Genomic DNA, 17,603 nt, shown 5'->3' with positions numbered 1-17,603 from the left:
CATGCCTCAAAGGAGTGCATAAATAATGGAAGAACGGTTTTTTGCTGCATTTATTTCGTGCTTTTTTATTGCTCTCGGTGTAATTATTGGAGGATCTTTCATCGGCAGTATCGGGGATTTCGCAACGGGCGATGCCCCACTTACATCAATGGGACGAATTGCTGACCGCTTGCGAATTTGGGCTATTGTTGCGGCAATTGGAGGTACCTTTGATGCGATTGCAAACTTTGAAAAGGGATTAACAGATGGATCTACAATCGATTTCGTTAAGCAAGTTTTACTTATTCTGTCTGCTATGGGTGGTGTAAAAACTGGCATCATCATTATTGATTGGTTTTTACAAAAGGGGAGCCCGTAATGCATATTCCACCATATCATAAAAAGCCTTCGTGGCAACTTTTTTTCGCAGGTGCATTCATTGGGGGTATTATTGCATACTTCATCCTGATTTATATGTACGGCACGATGTACGAGGAATTATTAGCGGAAAATCTCGAACTGTCATCGCAAGTAAATGACTTGAAAGAACAGAATGCAGCATTGCTGCAAGACAAGGAAGATTTAAGTGAAAAATCCGAAGAGCCATTAACCATTAACTCTATTTCCGTTACGATTGTTGATGGCGAGAGACTGAAGCTGGACCGACTCATTGAACATCAGCTGGAGGAGATGGTTAAGGAACAAATTAGCCATATAATTGGACAAGAAATTTCGATTATAGATAAAAGCGATCAATTGCTTCAATCTACAATAGAGAATAAAGGATTTACCATTGATGATTTCACCTACTATTTTGAGGTGAAAAAATTAACGATTTCAACCGACTTAAAAATAGAGATAATCCCGCAATTGTCAAATTAATTTGTATTTTTCGTGACACATCGAACAATCGTATGGATTTCCTTTGTCGATAATCATAGAATAGTAATGAAAGCAGTTACACTCCATATATTGAAGGGAGTCGATGTCCGTGTTGCCTATCAACCTAAGAAGAATACGTGATGAAAAAATGAATCAATTAAGAAAAGGGCAAAATGCATACGCAGAATCAGAAGAACTTGTCCGTTTAATGAAACGAGCAATTGAAAAAGAGAAAATGCCTGTCCAGTGCGATGAAACTGACTCTGGTTATTGGTTTATCCCATTAACAACGAGTAAAACGAATTAAAGCTGGAGACTGTCTTGATGGCAGTCTCCAGCATAATCTCTAGCTTATCGCATAAATGCAAGACAAGCTGATTCCAGTTCATTTGTCAGGTTATCTGCTTCTTCCCATGAATAGATCGTTGCCCCTGAAGCCAATGGATGTCCCCCGCCATTGTAATTTGCGGCAATTTCGTTAATTACTGGACCTTTCGAACGTAATCTGACGCGAATCTGATCTTCCTCCTCAATGAAAAACACCCATGCTTTTATACCTTTCATGTTACTTAATATATTTACAAGCTGCCCAGATTCATCAGGAGAAACACGGAACTTCTCTAATATTTCCTTTGTTAGCCTGATTGTACAAAGCCCTGATGGTAAAAGCTCAAACTCTTGCAAAATGTACCCCTGCAAACGAGAAATGTTATCTTCCACACTATACAATTCAGCATATAATGCTGGTCTGTCAAAGTCATAGGTTACCAATTCAGCTGCAAACTGAAATGTCTTTTTCGTTGTACTTGGAAACATAAATCTTCCCGTATCGCCAACAATTCCAGCATATAATAAACGTGCAGCAGCATCATTTAAGCTAAATCCTTCTTCCTTCCCCTGATCATACAACTCAAAAATCATCTCGCTCACAGAACTTGCAGCTGTATCAACAACACTCGCGTCACCATATTCATCTACATTGGGATGATGATCTATTTTAAGAAGCTGCTTTCCAAACGTATACCGCTGGTCATCAATTCGCGGCCTATTAGCCGTATCACATACGATGACAAGCGCGTTTTCATATACATCATCGGAGACATTGTCCATCTTAGCCAAGAACGTTAATGTAGGCTCATCTTCCCCTACCGCATAAACGTGCTTGTTCGGAAAGGAGTGCTTGATGATTTCCTTTAAACCAACCTGCGACCCAAGTGCATCTGGATCCGGTCTAACGTGCCGATGAATAATAATCGTATCGTTTTCCTTAATCGCTTCAATAATCTGTGTCCATTTCATATTTTTGCTCCTACTCCTTTAATCTTGTTTGGTTTCTCTAGATTTATTTATAAAAACAAGTTACAATTATATGAGAATTTTACTTACATAAACTTTAAATTAATTTAGGAGAGATTCCATGTTTATTTTCCCTGCCATCATTGTTGTCGCAGCTGTTCTCTTTATCTATTATAAAGTTGCCATTCTTAAAAGCAAAGATGAACTTATTCAACGCTATTTTAACGCAAAAGCACGTATATGTCTTGGTACATTTGTTTTCGTGTTTGGAATTAACCAATATATTTTCTATAAAACACAGCTGTCTTTATTTATAGGGATTGTTTTCCTTATTCTCGGAGGGCTTCAATTTTACCGAGGTCTTATGGAGGCAAAACATTATCGCAGTGAATGGCGTCGCCTAAACCCGAGTGAATAACTGAATCGTGCAAGAATGAAAGAAATCGGCTGTTTCGGCCGATTTCTTTTTTTATTAACGATTAATTAGCTGAGCCATAATTAATCCTTTTCCTACTAAATTACGCTCATTAAATACTTCTACATCCATTTTTGCATAAAGTCGTCCAACATCAAGTAGTTGCGGTTTAATAATTAGTTTACTGTCGATTTGAACGGGCTTGCTGAAATAGACGGTTATATTTTCAATGGTAACATCTGCTTTTTTCACTTTTTTCAGCAAACGACTGCTTGCCTCTGTAATCAATGTTGTGAACACGCCATTTGATAGCGTCCCTAATTGATTCGTCATTTGCGGAATAACCATCGATTCGAAAACATTCTCATCATCTTCACTTGTTTCTAAATTTCTGGATACTATATCATCTATGGTTTCACCAACCTGTGGCTGTCGTTGAATTTGCTGCATGGCTTTTAATACATCCTGTCGTGATACAACACCCTGCAACTGATAGGACTGATCCACAACAGGAATAAGCTCAATGCCTTCCCAAACCATCGTATGTGCTACAGAGGCGAGCGAAGTCTTGCTTAGAACTACTTGTGGTTTCTTACTCATCACGCGATCAATTACAATGCTTCTGTCCTTCCCAACAATATCCTTTGAAGAGACCATCCCAATAACTTGCAGTTTATCATCTACAACTGGAAAACGTGTATGTGAGGATAAACTATTCAGCTTGTACCACGCTTCAATCGTATCCTTTGAACGTAAATAATGGGATTCTTCAAAAGGTGTAGCAATATCACCAACAAAAATAATTTCTTTCTTTATCAATTGGTCATAGATCGCTCGGTTAATCATAGCAGCAACGGTAAACGTATCATAGCTCGTTGAAATGATTGGCATTTCTTTATCATCTGCTAGTTTCTTAATATAATCTTCTGTATCAAATCCACCTGTTATTAGTACAGCCGCACCAGCATTCAATGCCAGTTCATGAGCCTTAATTCGGTTTCCGACAATCAATAAGGAATCCGCTTGAGTATAGCGCATCATAGCTTCTAACTGCATGGCACCGATTACAAATTTACTCAATGTTTTATATAATCCGTCGTGGCCACCCAATACTTGTCCATCAATGATATTAACGACCTCAGCAAACGTAAGGCGATCAAAGTTCTCTTTCTTCTTACGTTCAATTCGAATCGTACCTACACGCTCAATTGTACTGACAATCCCTTGATTCTCCGCTTCTTTAATCGCACGATATGCCGTTCCATCACTTACATTCAAATCTTTCGCTATTTGCCGCACCGAAATTTTACTGCCAACCGACAACGAAATAATATGTTGAATAATCTGCTCATGTTTAGTTGTCATTTTATTTCACCAGCTTTCAACTGTACTATATCACTTATTATTATTTATTATACAGTTGAAAGTGCAGAAACTCAATAATTATCCCGTCTCAGCTCGTTATATTGTTCCTGTTCCATAACTGGAGGGCTTGTCATTTGTAAAAGCGTTGCTAAATTTGCTCCAATTACTAACACTAGAAATAGCAACCAACCTCCCCAGAAAATTAGCTCTGTATTCGTAGAAGCTGATGGAATTACTGGCCAAGCAATGTATAGGAAAAAAGCTGCTAATAGTAGTCTTAGTATAGCGTAGTGTCGCATGGGATATCCTCCTCCTTTTGGTTTTGTATTAGTTTATGTGAGGAAGGATGGATTAAGAACTTAAGATAGACTAGTGAATTATGTTATTATTTATTCTGGTTTTTCCTATGAAACAGCTTGATAAATTATGGGGCAAATTCATTTCCAGATAATAATGGTCTCGTGTCGCCATGATATTTGCTCCCAAATTTCCAGCAAAATTTGCTATGATGTCAACAGCTCCACCAAATACTTTATAGTGAGTCAGTACAACAACATAGAGTTACTTCAATTCTATTATATATTCAAACGTAATTAATAATCCTTATACAGTGAAGATGAATTGTGTTGATATTTCTAACTTTCCTCCCCCGCATGTGGAATGAACCGAAATAAATCTCCAAATATGATATTATCCGATTGCTCCAGTTCTTCACGTGCTGTTTTTAGATAGGAAGAGCAGTTTTTATTGCTTACCTTCTTTTTAGAATCTCTCTCATAACAAACATTATTTGTAAATGCATAACTTTCTGCGATCATATCCCCATTCCTGAAAACAACTGGCATGTCTGCAGCTCTTGTGAATAAATCCCGGCTGAAGGATAACCGGTTTTCAGTAGGAACACCTAGCAGATGAAGGAGTGTTGCTCGAATATCAATTTCACCGCCATTTGCCTCAATTGTTTCCCCCTGTTGTCCCGGTACATGAATGACAACTGGTATCTGCTGCAGTTCCAAATGATTAAGCGGTGTATTATCCTGCCCAAGCAATTCATGGACACCAGCTTCATATTTTTTCGAAATACCATAATGATCGCCAAAAATCACAAAAATTGTATTTTCATACAATCCTTCTTCTTTAACCATTTCAAAAAAACGTTCCAATGCCCTGTCCTGGTATCTGACTGTAGCAACATACCGATTTACAACATCAACTCCTGTTTCAGCTAGCTCAATCAACTGATCCTCCTCTTCTAACAGAAAAGGGAAATGATTTGTTAATGTAATGAATTTTGCCAAATACGGCTCAGGCAATGAGATGAGGTCTTCCATCGATTGTTCAAAAAAAGCAATATCCTTAATCCCATAATTTATCGAGTTTTCCTCTGTTACGTCATAGTTTTCTTTGGCAAAAAAATGCTCATAGCCAAAATTATCATACATTTGTTTGCGATTCCAAAAGCCGGCATCATTTCCATGAAAGGTATATGCTTTATAACCGGAATACTCCTGCAGAATATTAGGCAGTGATTCAAATTCATTTTTAGGGCGGCGCACAAAAACAGACCCACTTGGAAGCGGATATAATCCAGTATCGATCATAAACTCTGCATCAGATGTCTTCCCTTGTGCTGTCTGGTCATAAATATTGGAAAAATAAAAGCTATCCTGAATAAGATCGTTCAAAAATGGTGTAATTTCTTCCCCATTTACTTTTTCATTTACAACAAAATTCTGTGTGGATTCCATACTGATCATGATTACATTTTTTCCTTCTGCAATTCCAAATAATTCAGTTTGCTTTCTTTCCTCCTTCTTGAGATAACTGCTCACCGTATTCGCATCAACTTCATCTGAAAAAGCCTTTTCAATCGGTGCCATTGCTCCAAAGATCATATTGACTACCTGATAATTATACAATCCAAGCGATTGAACAAGACCTTCCCTATCATACGCCGTTTTGAATAAATATTGATTTTGCATCATGCCAATAATAACGGTAAGAACTATTATTCCAATGCTGGCAAGTCCGTATTTTCTTTTGTTTGGCATGTTAATTTGTTTTTTTCTTTTCGAAAATAATACAAACGCAACCACGAAAATGTCAATAAACAATAAAATATCGAACGGAGAAAACAGTTCCAACGTACTTGCCCCAAGTCCGCCAACATTATTTAATTGCAACAAAACAGAAACCGTTACAAAATCAATGTAAAAACGATAATAAAGTAAATTTGCATACAAAAGTCCTGTGATCAGAATATAAATAACCATTAAACCTAACGGGTGGACCTTTTTGCTGAATAGAAAACTGAATCCGATGAACAGCATGAGCGTTCCTATAGGACTGACGAACAAAAGGATGATATCCAGCCAGGATATGAACGACAGACTAAATCCAAACACCATGACAAGGACAGTTTTTAGCCATAAAAAAATAATTGCTGATGCTATTATATGATTAGATAATAATATTTTTATTTTGCGCATTGCGGTTGCCCTTTTTCTTTAAAAAAATAATCAAATTGCTGCTTAATAATTTCAATAGCTTTCCAAACTTTTGCGGGTTCTTGTTTTCCCATTAAAGCTATCTGGAACCAATTTCTTTTTACTAGATAACTGCTTTCATAGCTTACGTGTACACCAAGTGTTTTTAACTGATCGCCAAAATCCTTTGATGCCATATTCTCTGGCAAGCTTACTGTTATAATTCCAGGTGAATATTCCCTCCCTCGAAGTACTGTCATACCTGAAGCTTTGAAAACACGGCAAATCTCCATAGCCAATTCCTCGCTTACTGGCTCGAGATTACGTAATGCTGCCTGTAACGCAGCCAGTCCATTGGATGAATGCGTGAAAGGTACACTTGCTGAAGCCTGATAAGTGCCAATATCCAAAATAGCCGGGATCTGTTTATTCGGAAAGATTTCCTCCTGGTGAAAAAGAATAGCAAGTCCGGGATAAGATCCCAGTCCCTTTCCGCTAACAGTGCTTGCCATATACACCCCACCGAAGTCAACCGGTAGAACACCGACCGTACTGCATGCATCAAGACAGAGTTTCACACGATTTTTTTTACAGATTTCCTGCAAGTCTTTGAGGGGATATACATATCCAGTAGACGTATCACAATGAACTGTCCAAAGCCACTGAATATCGGGACTTTGCTCTAATACATTTTCAATTTCATCCAGTTCAATAGCAGTCCCCCATTTCATTGTTATTTGTTCAAAAGAAAGTCCCCATCTGACTCCATGATCAATTAACCTTTCCCCGAATTCACCATTGGCCAATATCAGCCCCCTTGAGCGGGTGTTGGACAAATGTGCTGCAATCATTTCATTTGCTAGTGTTCCTGTACCCACCGCTATTTCCACGTGCTTAGCATTAGTGAGCTGACAAAGGCCTTGTTGCACGTCATTCATAACCTTTTTAAACCTAGCAGAACGATGAGAAATTGCTGGTTTACCCCATGCTTTTTTCACATTTTCAGAAATCTCTACAGGGCCAGGAAGAAAATTATGATAGAAGTTCTTCTCTTCCCTATGAATAAGTCTTTCGAAAAGCCTGGATGCTAATTCAAAGTTCTTTTTTGTTAAATACATGGGCTGATAAGGAGCTTTCTCTGTACCGACAAGTGGTCCAAATGCCTCAAATCCGATATGCCTGTACAGCTTTGTTTGCCTTGTTGTTCCGGAGATTAAAGCCATGTTATACCCTTTTTCCAGACAATAGGAGACAAGCTTTTCACATAATCCATAAAAAGTACGTCCACCTCGATAAGCCGGTTTTATTGAAAGCAGTCTAATCTCACAGGGTATCGCTTTTTCAGGCAAATAGGTTTCAAGATGATCAAGCTTTTGATCGAGTGAAAAAGGTCGGTTTCCTCTGATAGCAATCATCCCGATGACCTCATTATTCTTTTTTGCAATGATATATGTATTCTCGTCATTAAAACGGTCGACTAATTTCTTTTGATTATTTGCATTGTGCTGTGGAATTTCCTCCACAAACGTTTCATAATTCAGTTGATGAATTTGCTCTATTTCATCAGCAAGTTCTGCAATTTTATATAAAGTAGGTGTTGATTGACTCATCTTGGTTCCCCTTTTCTGTGTAGAAGTAAAACGATGATCAGCATCAATAAAAATATTCCAAACAGTATATATTCTGAAATGATTAACAATGTGATTGGAATAATGGCAAGGGCAGCTAGACCGGCTATTGTAAAGCTACTTTTTAGACACAAGCCTATTAATAAGATCACTCCGGTTGCAATCAGTGTCAAAGGTGTAAGCACGAGAGCCGCCGCCAAATAGACAACGACGCCTTTACCACCACGAAATTGTAGCTGCACTGGCCAGATATGTCCAACTAAAACAGCTAAAGCTGCACATCCCAATAAGAAACTGCTGACAGTAAACACATAACCGGCTATGAGTAATGGGATAATTGTTTTTAAAGCATCTATAATTACCGTATAAATAAAAGCACTCCGCCCCAATACCCTTCCTGCATTTCTAGCTCCGGCATTTGTGCTACCAAGTTTTCTAATATCCTGATTAACAGCTAGCTTCCCCACATAGTATGCACCATTCACACAACCGAATAAATAAGACAGGAATATCAATATAAAAGTAAACAGAGGTTTCACCCCTTACTTTTCGTAATTCATACTATTTGCTATTTTATCATTTCCTCGAATCATGTGAAAGGGTGTAATTGTCAATAAAACAGGGAATTCCCATTGTTAATTGGATGTTCGCCCGGTAATAATATAAATAGTATCAATTACTTCTTCTAATGTTTATCCATCCTAGCTGATTGAACAAAAACCGTTAAAAAGATTTTTGCCTATATGACATGTCATGTTAACAATATGCATTCTTCCTATTCCCCATAATAAAATGTCGTCACTTCAATAGTAGCGCTTGTTTAATTCGGATTTTCAGCTACTGTTTGCATAGGTATGAATACAAGACTAACCGCAAAACAATCTCTATTTAATGATTTAGTAATTTACCATGCGGTACTGCAATTTCAACTAGAAGTATGCTTTAAGTTAAGCATTTTACAAAGAAGGTAGATGTCTTCCTAAGCATTACCATGACAATATATTCCATAGAAAGATTTGTTAATTTTTCGTTAATTAAATTAATAAGCTAACATACCAAGCAACCATCGCATCTCCAAAGAAGTAAGAAATTAATGCTGCAATGACAATAAATGGACCAAATGGGATTGGCTGTTTACGTTTGACAATTTTCAACACCATGAGGACAATTCCTACAAACGCTCCAATCAAACAAGCGAGGAAGAAAGCTAATATTACTTTTTCAAAGCCTAACACAAGTCCTAAAACACCAAAAAGTTTCATATCTCCTGCTCCCATCCCACCTCTTGATAGGAGAATAATAATAAAAATCAATCCGAACCCAGTAACGGCACCTGTAACGGAAGACCACCAAGGATCTAACGGCTGAATAATGCGTACGATAATAAAGAATGGTAAGAAAAACAGTAATATCTTATTTGGGATAAGCATGTAGCTTATGTCAGAGATGAAAATAATCATAAGCATAGATACAAAGGAAACTCCCATAAATAACTCCACTTCTAAGCCAAATCTAATATAACTTAGCGCAAACAATAATCCAGTTAGCAGCTCACCGGTCGGATAAATAAAGGAGATATTGTGTTTACAGCCTCGGCATTTTCCACCTTGCACCATATAAGAAAGAACGGGAATGAGCTCCCACCAAGCTAACTGTTTCTTGCAATTAGGACAATACGAGCGATCACCCTTTTTATAAAAAGATTCTTTATTCGGTAATCGGAGTCCAACAACATTATAAAAAGATCCTAGCGTAGTGCCTAGAATGAAGAAAAAAATAATCAATAGAATTTCCATGAATATAACTCCCTATTATCAGTAATATAGAACTAGTATAATTGTATTATAAAACGCATCACAACTCTTTTTTGCAGATTTATGAGTCCATTAATCACTTAGTATAATATGATATAATTAGAGTATGAGAAGGAGATTTCAAGTAATATCGAATAAAAAAGCGCTCTGAAACAGGAGGTAATGAATGTGACAACAACTAGTAAAATTGATAAATATATTTTAAATAATAGAGAAGAATTCCAGTCTTTACTATTATCAGAGGCAAGTAATGTAGCTACGAAAATTAATTCTATTTTAGAAGAAGGAAATATCGATTTATTAAAAAATGCAGAAAAGATTGCCCTCTTCGTTGCGGGAAACAAAAGAGAGGAGCTCATCGATTTTGCCGAAGTGGAAGGAATATCTTGGGCTAAACATTCATTAACCCTGGCACTTAAATTAGAATGGATTCATGCACTTAGACGTACTTTATGGCATTTGCTCCGTGAAAATAATCCTTTAAACAGCAATTCTAAATCTCTTACCGATTTTTACGAACTCGAACAGAATATTAATGATGGAATTGATGAATTCTTAAATAATTTTTTTATTAGCTATTCTAAATATAAAGATGAATTAATTATGACACAGCGAAATTTAGTTGAGCATCTATCCGTTCCGATTATACCAGTTAGTGCTTCGATAGCAATATTGCCGATGATTGGTAGCTTTGATTCCTATCGCATGGATATTATTAAAGAAAAGATATTAAATGAAATATCAAGACTACGGGCATCAGTATTAATTATGGATCTCTCTGGAATACCTGAGATGGATGAATATACGATTTCTAATTTTCAAAAGGTATTAAACGGGGTAACGTTGATGGGTACTAAATCAATTCTCACAGGCTTAAGTCCACAACTTGCCAATAAGATGATCCAGTTAGGATGGGGCATCGAGAAGGACATTGAAATAAAAGGAACGTTACAACATGCTTTGAATGATTATTTGGTAGTCAATTCGAAGTGAACTGCGGTTTGTTTATGCTTCAATCGCAGCACTTGCTATTGTCAAACATTTTATGAGGTATTGATCTCGGTTTATTTGGTCTTATTAGTACTCCAAATAAACCGAAATCATATAAACACATGTATTCCTCGATGAAACTCATATTTTTATAATTCGATTACATCACCAATATTAAGTGCGCGTCCTTCACCAGTTTTCACTTGTTCAGCCCACGCTTTCGCATCTTGATCAATAACTGGGAAAGTATTGTAATGAACTGGAACGGAAATCTTGGCATTAATCCAGTCCGCTGCAACAAGTGCGTCTTCTGGTCCCATTGTGAAATTATCCCCAATTGGTATAAATGCAAGATCAATGGAATGCATTTCGCCATACATTTTTAGATCCGTAAATAACGCAGTATCCCCAACATGATAAATTGTTTTCCCATCAATAGTCAGCAATATTCCAGCTGGCATTCCACCGTAAATGACGGTTCCATCCTCTTCCGTATAAGATGAGCCATGGAAAGCTTGTGTGAATTTTACCTTGCCGAAGTCAAATTCACGCGCTCCCCCGATATGCATTGGGTGTGTAACCAACCCTTTCGTACCTAGATAAACAGCAAGCTCGTTTGGAGCAACGACCAATGCGTCATTTCTTTTAGCAATTTCAAACGTATCACCCACATGGTCATTATGACCGTGTGTCAGCAAAATCACATCAGCTTTTGCCGTGTTCGCATCAAGGTCACATGCTTCATTCCCTGAAATAAATGGATCAATTAAGATGGTATGACTATCTGTAACCACTTGTACTACAGAATGTCCATGATACGATACCTTCACAAATATCTCTCCTTTTTTATTCATTTACTCTAATTATTCGACAAGAGTATCTCTTTTTCCTTTACCCTTTTGATACATTTCTTACACCATTAGAAAAGAGCAGAATAATCTGCTCCCCTACATATACTATTTCCCTAATTTCGCTTTCAAGGCTGCAAGCTCGTCGTCCACGTCATTGTTTGCTAACTCCTTGAATTCATCATCTAACGTACGGGCAGATTGAGCTAAATCCTCTGATGTTTCAGCTTCTGCCTCATACTGCATTACTTTCTCTTCCATTCGCTCAAACCCACGCTTTGATTCATCGTTTCCAATTGAGGACATGGTACGATTCATTTTTGTTCTGGTTTTCGCTGATTCTGCACGTGCTTTTAATGTATCCTTTTTCAGTTTCATTTCTTGATATTCTTTTTTCATTTCGGTTAATTTTTCTTTTAATGCATCAACATCTTTACTTGTACGTTCCCATGACTCATTTAATGTTTTGAATGTTGCTTCATGGCCTTTTTTATCCTCCAAAGCACGACGGGCTAAGTCATCATTATCTGCTTCAATTGCTTGTTCTGCTTGTTGCGTGCGTTTTTCAATCATTGCTTCAGCGTCATTCGCTTTACGTTTTAGCATTTTTTCGCTTGCTATTTGTTTGGCAACCGCAGCTTCCACTTCTTGAATATCTGCTGCCATTTCACGCATAAATTGATCAAGCATTTTCACTGGATCCTCAGCCTTATCAAGCATAGCATTTAATTCTGAGCTTACGACTGTCTTGATTCGATTAAAAAATTTAAACATGAGTCTTCCTCCTTTTAAATTTATACTTGTTATAACAATCTTATCATTTTTTTCGAGAAGTTTGCATTCACTAGGTTCATAATAGAGTGCATTTGTACATTGACTCTCTTACTACCAACGCCTTGTCACTTCTCTTCCCTTTGTAATACGAGTAAAACGATGAAAAGTTTCAGTATCATATAGAATTAATTTATAATCTTCCTTTATTTGAACACAGATGAACACATTGCTATACTAAGAGTAGTCTATTTTTCGAGGTGAAACAAAAATGAATGAACGATTAAGTAATTTATTAGCAGAGTTAAAAAGTGAAGGAATCGATAGTGCCCTGATAACTTCAAAAGCAAATTTCTATTATCTAAGCAATTATTATACCGATCCACATGAGCGTTTGATTGGTGTATATGTTAATGCGGAGCTTGATCCTGTGCTGATCGTGCCTAAGATGGAGGAGGAAGACGCTAAAGCTGCTGGCTGGTCTAGTGTTGTGATCAGCTATTACGACCACGAAGATCCATGGAAACTATTTTCCGATTACTTAAATAAAAACAATAAGATTCCAAAATCAATGGCAATCGAGCATGATCACATCACATTGGAACGGTCACAGGCAATAAGCCAAATTTTACCGAACACCACAATTGTAGATGCAAAAGAAATCATGGCTAACTTACGTGTGATCAAAAATAAAAAGGAATATACCTTATTAAAACAAGCGGCGGCTCTTGCTGACTTCGGGATTGAAACTGGTGTAAAGGCAATTACTGAAGGCATAACTGAGCTTGAACTTGTTGCTAAAATAGAGTATGAGCTCAAAAAACAAGGTGTGCGAGAAATGTCGTTTACAACGATGACACTTACTGGAGCAAAAACGGCCTCTCCACATGGTACACCTGCATCCGCGAAGGTTGCACCAGGAGACCTTGTACTATTTGATCTCGGTGTTATTTTTGAAGGTTATTGCTCCGATATTACAAGAACGGTAGCCTATAAATCCGTTCGCGATGAGCAACGAAAAATATATGAAACCGTGCTTGCTGCAGAACTGAATGCCATTGCTGCTTCTAAATTGAATACGTCAGTCGGAAAAATCGATCAAGCTGCACGGGAGACAATTACGAAGGCTGGCTACGGTGATTACTTTACACATCGAATTGGCCATGGTCTAGGAATTGAAACACATGAATATCCATCCATGCACAGCAATAATGAGCTATCCTTAAAATCTGGTATGTGCTACACAATTGAACCAGGAATTTACGTTCCCAATTCTGGTGGTGTACGAATTGAAGATATGATTTTCATGACAGAAAAAGGACCGGATATCTTAACCGCTTATCCAAAAGAGCTGCAAATTATTGAATAAGTAAAACGTAGTCGGGACAGTTGAAGCTATTGGGCTGTAGAATAGCGTCATCATTTTGTTTTTGGCGCTGTTTTGAAGTGGAATGGTGTCATAGTTCTGGATTTGGCGCTATTGAGAAGTAGAGCGGTTCCATGTTCTGCGTTTGGAGCATAAATGGCGAATACAGGATGATGGTGCCACGAGGTGAGACACCATCAACTCTGCGTTCGGCCGCTTGACTTAAGAGCCTAGTGCTCTTATTTTTTTTGCAGCAATACACGAGCATCTTCGTATGCTAAGTTATGTGCTTCTGCAACTGCTTCATACGCTACAAAACCATCTATAGTATTAATCCCTTTTAAAAGTGCTTCATTTTCTAGACTTGCACGCTTAACCCCTTTATTTGCTAATTGCAATGCATATGGTACGGTAACATTCGTTAACCCAATCGTCGATGTTCGCGGTACAGCTCCTGGCATATTGGCAACGGTATAGTGTAGTACACCATGCTTTGTAAATGTTGGATTATCATGTGTAGTAATTCGATCACTTGTTTCAAAATTACCACCTTGATCAATCGCAACGTCGACAATAACAGAGCCGGCTTCCATCTCACTTACGGTTTCTTCTGTTACAAGCTTCGGTGCTCTTGCGCCTGGAATTAAAACCGAACCTATTACAAGATCTGACTTTTTCACAGCTTCTTGTACATTCAATGAATTGGAAATCAACGTATTGATTGAGGAACCGAAGATATCATCAAGCTGCCGTAAACGATCTGGGTTCAAATCAATAATTGTAACCTCAGCACCCAATCCAATCGCAATTTTCGCCGCGTTTGTTCCAACAACGCCCCCACCAATTATGGTAACCTTACCGCGACTAACACCAGGGATTCCGGATAAAATGATTCCTTTGCCACCTTTAGACTTTTCCAAGAACTGTGCACCAATTTGCGTTGCCATTCTTCCAGCCACCTCACTCATTGGAGTTAATAGTGGCAGTGTTCGGTTCGGCAGCTGAACCGTTTCATAAGCAACCCCCACAACTTTTTTAGCAATTAACGCTTTCGTTACCTCAGGCTCATTTGCTAAATGAAGGTAGGTAAATAAAATTTGTCCTTCAATGAAATATTCAAATTCCTCTTGGAGCGGTTCCTTTACTTTCATCACCATTTCTTGAGACCAAGCTTCCTTGGCAGTGTTCACGATGACTGCACCAGCTGCAACATACTCTTCGTCTGTAAAGCCTGACCCCATCCCAGCTGACGTTTCAACATAGACTTCATGTCCAGCATTTTTTAAAGTGAGAACTCCGGATGGCGCCATAGCTACCCTATTTTCATTGTTCATCAATTCTTTTGGTATTCCAATTTTCATGATTACGCCCCCTTATGCTTTTATATGTAGTCAAAATTATCCAAACAAATCACTAATCTAATTGTATCAAATGCATGTATAAAAAGCACCGATTAATAGGGAGAATCGATAATTCACCGTTCTCCCCTATCAGTGCGAGTTCAAAAAGAACGATGATGAACCAGACTTTTTAAACATCTTCAGTTGTTAGCCTTTATTACTTCTTTTGATTATTAAATGTGTAGATTCCTTTATTATTATGCAGTTGGTCTTCAATAACACCACTTTGATAACTTTCATTTAATTGGTTCTGAACAGCGGCAACTCCTTCGTTATCTTCAAAAAGCTTTTCATGTTTCCCTGCCTTTTTCGACATCGCATTTCACCTCCATAGGTATAGTATGTTCTAAAATCTGTAACAACCGCATAACTTTTATTACCAAATTACTATTACCACGCTTACATTCAGCTAAATCTGGGTATATACTAAGTATAGAAGGGAGAGATAAATTATGGAATATAATAATATAATTGTTGCCGTTGATGGATCAGAAGCTGCTGAAAAGGCGTTTCAGAAATCATTAGATATCGCAAAACGTAACAATGCTCGTCTTATCCTTGCACATGTAGTTGATTCCCGTAGTTTTGCAACAGCAGAGGCATATGATCGTACATTATCAGAGCGAGCAGAGGAATATGCAAAGGAATTACTCGACGCATATGTTGCGAATGCAAATGCTGCTGGACTAACTGACTTAATTAGGTGTGTGGAATACGGTTCTCCTAAAGTAAAAATTGCGAAAGATATCGCTGAAAATTTTAATGCTGATTTAATTATTTGTGGTGCGACTGGTATGAATGCAGTTGAGCGCTTTCTAATTGGAAGTGTATCTGAAAGCATTACGAGATATGCATCCTGTGATGTTTTAGTAGTAAGATAATAACGCGCGGGAAGGGAAGAGTCTCGCTAGTTGTTGGATTGGACGTAAACAAAGCGCTTTGGGGTAACCCAAGGCGCTTTATTTTTCCATATCTATGTTTATTTATTTTCATAGTAATTGTGTTCAAGTTCCGACAGATTTATACTCAATTTCATCGAGAGTAAAAAGGACCTGTCATAAATAGTTTGACAAAGCCCTCAATGGTTTATTTGCTTAAACGTACGGTATCTCTCGCAATCATTATTTCTTCATTGGTTGGAATAATAATAACCTTTACTGGTGAATGTGGGTAATTGATAAATTGCTCTTTCCCACGAACATCGTTGAGTTTAGGATCCCAATAGATTCCCATGAACTCTAATCCAGTTAGGATTTGCTCACGAATGGTTGTACTATTTTCTCCTACACCGGCAGTAAAGATAATTGCGTCTACCCCGTTCATTTTTGCAGCATAAGAACCGATATATTTATGAATACGGTCTGCGAAAACCTTCAATGCTAGCTCTGCACGTGGATCCGTATCTGACTTTTCTTCGATATCGCGTAAGTCACTGGAGAATCCAGACAATGCAAGCATTCCGCTTTTTTTGTTTAACACATTAATAACTTCATCGGCCGTCTTACCAGTCTTGTCCATAATATACGGAATAAGCGCAGGGTCAATGTTACCAGAGCGGGTACCCATTGTTACACCAGCAAGTGGAGTGAAGCCCATGGAGGTATCCAATGACTTACCATCTTTGATCGCTGTAATACTTGCTCCATTTCCAATATGGCAGGAAATCAAACGTAAATTATCAAGTGGAACATCCATTAATTCAGCTGCACGTTCCGAAACATACTTATGTGAGGTGCCATGGAAACCATATTTGCGAATACCAAAATCCTCATAATATTCACGTGGCAAACTATATAAATAAGAAGATTTCGGCATTGTTTGATGAAAAGCCGTATCAAATACAGCAACCATTGGTATGTTCGGTAAAATTTCTTTAAATGCATGAATTCCTGTTAAATTCGCAGGATTATGCAATGGTGCAAGCTCAGATGTTTCTTCAATTTTTGCAATAACTTCATCTGTAATCAATACAGAATCACTGAAAAATTCCCCACCATGTACAACTCGATGTCCAACAGCATTAATCTCATCAAATGATTGAATCACACCAGTAGAAATCAGAGAATCCAATAGCATCTTAACAGCAACACCATGATCTGGAATATCGATTACTGTTTTATTCTTATTTCCATCTACTTCAATTGTAAAAATTGAATCACTCATTCCAATTCGTTCAACTAATCCGATCGCCGTAACCACTTCTTCTGGCATTTTTATCAATTGAAATTTTAATGAAGAACTACCTGCATTAATTGCTAATACATTACTCATTGCTGTCAACTCCTAAAATTAATGTTGATAAAGTGAAATCATTTGACGGGATCCCTCTCCCCACACTTAGAGGTTGGGGCTTTTACAGTCCA

19 protein-coding genes are annotated in these 17,603 nt (G+C 37.7%); 7 read left to right on the top strand and 12 right to left on the bottom strand.

What is annotated here, in order from left to right:
* Positions 1-25 precede the first annotated feature (25 nt).
* From ytrH to D1B32_RS07745, 3 genes are all read left to right on the top strand, one after another.
* Positions 26-358, top strand: a complete 333-nt coding sequence (ytrH, locus tag D1B32_RS07755) for a sporulation membrane protein YtrH (protein ID WP_095307327.1) — start codon at positions 26-28, stop codon at positions 356-358.
* Positions 358-861 carry a sporulation membrane protein YtrI gene (gene ytrI / locus D1B32_RS07750; RefSeq protein WP_095307328.1) on the top strand — a complete coding sequence of 168 codons (504 nt, stop codon included), beginning with the start codon at positions 358-360 and terminating at the stop codon, positions 859-861. Before ytrH ends, ytrI begins: the two co-directional genes overlap by 1 nt.
* Before the next feature lie 103 nt (positions 862-964).
* Entirely contained in the window at positions 965-1,168 is a 204-nt protein-coding gene (locus tag D1B32_RS07745; RefSeq protein WP_336623541.1) for a YtzJ family protein, read from the top strand.
* Positions 1,169-1,212: 44 nt separating this feature from the next.
* On the opposite strand, the gene D1B32_RS07740 is transcribed toward D1B32_RS07745, so the two are convergent.
* The gene (locus D1B32_RS07740) at positions 1,213-2,160 is read right to left on the bottom strand and encodes a DHH family phosphoesterase (RefSeq protein ID WP_095307330.1); all 948 of its coding nucleotides are present in this window, start codon (positions 2,158-2,160) and stop codon (positions 1,213-1,215) included.
* A gap of 118 nt (positions 2,161-2,278) precedes the next feature.
* Between D1B32_RS07740 and D1B32_RS07735 the strand changes: the two genes are divergently transcribed.
* On the top strand, positions 2,279-2,575 hold the full coding sequence (locus D1B32_RS07735; protein ID WP_095307332.1) for a YtpI family protein: 297 nt from the start codon (positions 2,279-2,281) through the stop codon (positions 2,573-2,575).
* A gap of 54 nt (positions 2,576-2,629) precedes the next feature.
* Here the strand turns inward: D1B32_RS07735 and D1B32_RS07730 are convergent, their stop codons facing one another.
* The 6 genes from D1B32_RS07730 to D1B32_RS07705 all read right to left on the bottom strand — a co-directional run bounded on the left by D1B32_RS07730 (position 2,630) and on the right by D1B32_RS07705 (position 9,847).
* Positions 2,630-3,937, bottom strand: a complete 1,308-nt coding sequence (locus D1B32_RS07730; protein ID WP_095307333.1) for a DRTGG domain-containing protein — start codon at positions 3,935-3,937, stop codon at positions 2,630-2,632.
* A 71-nt stretch (positions 3,938-4,008) separates the two neighbouring features.
* Positions 4,009-4,236, bottom strand: a complete 228-nt coding sequence (locus D1B32_RS07725; RefSeq protein WP_095307334.1) for a hypothetical protein — start codon at positions 4,234-4,236, stop codon at positions 4,009-4,011.
* A gap of 336 nt (positions 4,237-4,572) precedes the next feature.
* On the bottom strand, positions 4,573-6,426 hold the full coding sequence (locus D1B32_RS07720) for an LTA synthase family protein (RefSeq protein WP_095307335.1): 1,854 nt from the start codon (positions 6,424-6,426) through the stop codon (positions 4,573-4,575).
* Positions 6,414-8,033, bottom strand: a complete 1,620-nt coding sequence (locus tag D1B32_RS07715; RefSeq protein WP_118889046.1) for an aminotransferase class V-fold PLP-dependent enzyme — start codon at positions 8,031-8,033, stop codon at positions 6,414-6,416. The genes D1B32_RS07720 and D1B32_RS07715 overlap by 13 nt, the downstream gene beginning before the upstream one ends.
* Entirely contained in the window at positions 8,030-8,590 is a 561-nt protein-coding gene (locus D1B32_RS07710) for a glycerol-3-phosphate acyltransferase (RefSeq protein WP_262366388.1), read from the bottom strand. Before D1B32_RS07710 ends, D1B32_RS07715 begins: the two co-directional genes overlap by 4 nt.
* A gap of 495 nt (positions 8,591-9,085) precedes the next feature.
* Entirely contained in the window at positions 9,086-9,847 is a 762-nt protein-coding gene (locus D1B32_RS07705; RefSeq protein ID WP_095307338.1) for a prepilin peptidase, read from the bottom strand.
* Positions 9,848-10,027: 180 nt separating this feature from the next.
* On the opposite strand from D1B32_RS07705, the gene D1B32_RS07700 reads away from it, so the two are divergent.
* The gene (locus D1B32_RS07700; protein ID WP_095307339.1) at positions 10,028-10,858 is read left to right on the top strand and encodes an STAS domain-containing protein; all 831 of its coding nucleotides are present in this window, start codon (positions 10,028-10,030) and stop codon (positions 10,856-10,858) included.
* A 146-nt stretch (positions 10,859-11,004) separates the two neighbouring features.
* Here the strand turns inward: D1B32_RS07700 and D1B32_RS07695 are convergent, their stop codons facing one another.
* Both D1B32_RS07695 and D1B32_RS07690 read right to left on the bottom strand, forming a co-directional pair.
* Positions 11,005-11,685 (bottom strand): metal-dependent hydrolase, encoded by a 681-nt coding sequence (locus tag D1B32_RS07695; protein ID WP_095307340.1) that lies wholly within the window; start codon positions 11,683-11,685, stop codon positions 11,005-11,007.
* A gap of 126 nt (positions 11,686-11,811) precedes the next feature.
* On the bottom strand, positions 11,812-12,477 hold the full coding sequence (locus D1B32_RS07690) for a PspA/IM30 family protein (RefSeq protein WP_095307341.1): 666 nt from the start codon (positions 12,475-12,477) through the stop codon (positions 11,812-11,814).
* A 268-nt stretch (positions 12,478-12,745) separates the two neighbouring features.
* On the opposite strand from D1B32_RS07690, the gene D1B32_RS07685 reads away from it, so the two are divergent.
* The gene (locus tag D1B32_RS07685) at positions 12,746-13,843 is read left to right on the top strand and encodes a M24 family metallopeptidase (protein ID WP_095307342.1); all 1,098 of its coding nucleotides are present in this window, start codon (positions 12,746-12,748) and stop codon (positions 13,841-13,843) included.
* Between the two features lie 236 nt (positions 13,844-14,079).
* Here D1B32_RS07685 and ald read toward each other — a convergent pair whose 3' ends face one another.
* Both ald and D1B32_RS24010 read right to left on the bottom strand, forming a co-directional pair.
* A complete protein-coding gene (gene ald, locus D1B32_RS07680; RefSeq protein WP_095307343.1) occupies positions 14,080-15,201 on the bottom strand; it encodes an alanine dehydrogenase in 1,122 nt (373 codons plus the stop codon).
* Positions 15,202-15,397: 196 nt separating this feature from the next.
* Positions 15,398-15,556, bottom strand: coding sequence for a hypothetical protein (locus tag D1B32_RS24010; protein WP_168927288.1), 159 nt, complete (start codon positions 15,554-15,556; stop codon positions 15,398-15,400).
* Positions 15,557-15,692: 136 nt separating this feature from the next.
* On the opposite strand from D1B32_RS24010, the gene D1B32_RS07675 reads away from it, so the two are divergent.
* Positions 15,693-16,121, top strand: coding sequence for a universal stress protein (locus tag D1B32_RS07675; RefSeq protein ID WP_095307345.1), 429 nt, complete (start codon positions 15,693-15,695; stop codon positions 16,119-16,121).
* Positions 16,122-16,326: 205 nt separating this feature from the next.
* Here D1B32_RS07675 and D1B32_RS07670 read toward each other — a convergent pair whose 3' ends face one another.
* Positions 16,327-17,511 (bottom strand): acetate kinase, encoded by a 1,185-nt coding sequence (locus D1B32_RS07670; protein ID WP_118889045.1) that lies wholly within the window; start codon positions 17,509-17,511, stop codon positions 16,327-16,329.
* Between the last annotated feature and the right edge of the window lie 92 nt (positions 17,512-17,603).

The sequence above is a fragment of the Oceanobacillus profundus genome (assembly GCF_003515705.1).
GTDB classification, from domain to species: domain Bacteria; phylum Bacillota; class Bacilli; order Bacillales; family Amphibacillaceae; genus Oceanobacillus; species Oceanobacillus profundus.
Note: the sequence above shows the minus strand (reverse complement) of the source record. Positions and strands in the feature narration are given on the sequence as shown.